The organism is Burkholderia sp. E168m23, assembly GCF_016586125.1.
Taxonomy (GTDB): Bacteria; Pseudomonadota; Gammaproteobacteria; order Burkholderiales; family Burkholderiaceae; genus Burkholderia; species Burkholderia orbicola.
The window spans coordinates 1-1,481 of the sequence record NZ_BCPP01001304.1 but is presented as its reverse complement, the minus strand read 5'-3'; the positions used below and the strand labels follow the sequence as shown (position 1 = coordinate 1,481).

2 protein-coding genes are annotated in these 1,481 nt (G+C 66.8%); both read left to right on the top strand.

Annotated elements, in window-relative coordinates; translation table 11 throughout:
• Positions 1-754, top strand: a 754-nt coding sequence (gene hflX, locus JMF90_RS36770) for a GTPase HflX (RefSeq protein WP_201326314.1), incomplete at its 5' end; no start/stop codon positions are given.
• A 47-nt stretch (positions 755-801) separates the two neighbouring features.
• Positions 802-1,481, top strand: a 680-nt coding sequence (locus JMF90_RS36765) for a protease modulator HflK (RefSeq protein ID WP_201326313.1), incomplete at its 3' end; no start/stop codon positions are given.

The window sequence follows — 1,481 nt, the reverse complement described above, 5'->3', positions numbered from 1 at the left end:
GGGCGGTATCGGCCTGCGCGGCCCCGGCGAAACCCAGCTCGAAACCGACCGTCGGCTGATCGGCGAACGCATCAAGATGCTGAAGTCGCGGCTCGATCGGCTGCGCCGCCAGCACAGCACGCAGCGCCGGCAGCGCGCGCGCAGCGGCACGATGTCGGTGTCGCTCGTCGGCTATACGAACGCGGGCAAGTCGACGTTGTTCAATGCGCTGACGAAAGCGCAGGCATACGCGGCCGACCAGCTGTTCGCCACGCTCGATACGACGTCGCGGCGCGTGTATCTCGGCGACGAGGTCGGTCAGATCGTGGTGTCCGATACGGTCGGGTTCATCCGCGAGCTGCCTCACCAGCTCGTCGCGGCGTTCCGCGCGACCCTCGAGGAAACGATCCATGCGGATCTGTTGCTGCACGTGGTCGATGCGTCGAGCGCGGTCAGGCTCGAGCAGATCGAGCAGGTCAACGGCGTGCTGCACGAGATCGGCGCGGACACGATCCGACAGGTGCTGGTGTTCAACAAGATCGACGCCGTGCCCGAGCTGGCGGCCCGCGGCGACGCGGTCGAGCGGGACGAGTATGGTAATATTTCGCGCGTCTTTTTGAGCGCACGCACCGGTCAGGGTCTTGATACGTTGCGTGCCGCCATCGCCGAAATCGCCTCCGCGGAACACCTTTCCAGCGCGACGTTACCCGACGCGCTCGATGGCACGTCCGCTGAACCACACGAAGACCACACGATTTCCGAACACGGGCGCTAACCGGTCCCGGCCGGTTCGCCGGCGTCCAATCTGGTGAACAAACTCTGGTGAACGAATACAACGAGCGGAGTACCTGGCGGCGGATGCGCGCCTTGCTGTCGATCAACGATCCCCGCTGGGGACGCGGCGAAGGCAATGGCAAGGACGGGTCCCGCCCGCGCGCGAACGAATCGAAGCGTCCGCAAGGCGGCGACGGCGATGGTCCGCCCGATCTCGACGAGATGTGGCGCAACTTCAACCGGCGCCTGAGCGGCCTGTTCGGCGGCAAGGGCGGCAACGGCTTCCGTCCCGACAACGGCCGGGCCGCACGGGTCGGCGTCGGCATCGTGATCGGCGTACTGGTCGCGGTGTATGCGGGCAGCGGGCTGTTCGTCGTGCAGGAAGGCCAGACGGGCGTCGTGCTGCAGCTCGGCAAGCTGTCGGGCACGGTCGGCCAGGGCGTGCATTGGCGCGCGCCGTATCCGTTCGCGTCGCACGAGATCGTCGACACGTCGCAGGTGCGCTCGATCGAGATCGGCCGCAACAACGTCGTGCGCCTTGCAAACGTGAAGGAAGCCGCGATGCTGACGCGCGATGCCGACATCGTCGACGTGCGCTTCATCGTCCAGTACCGGATTCGTTCCGCCACCGATTACCTGTTCCGCAGCGTCGATCCCGAACGCAGCGTGTCGCAGGCCGCGCAGGCCGCGGTGCGCGCGATCGTCGGCACGCGTAGCGCGGCCGACAT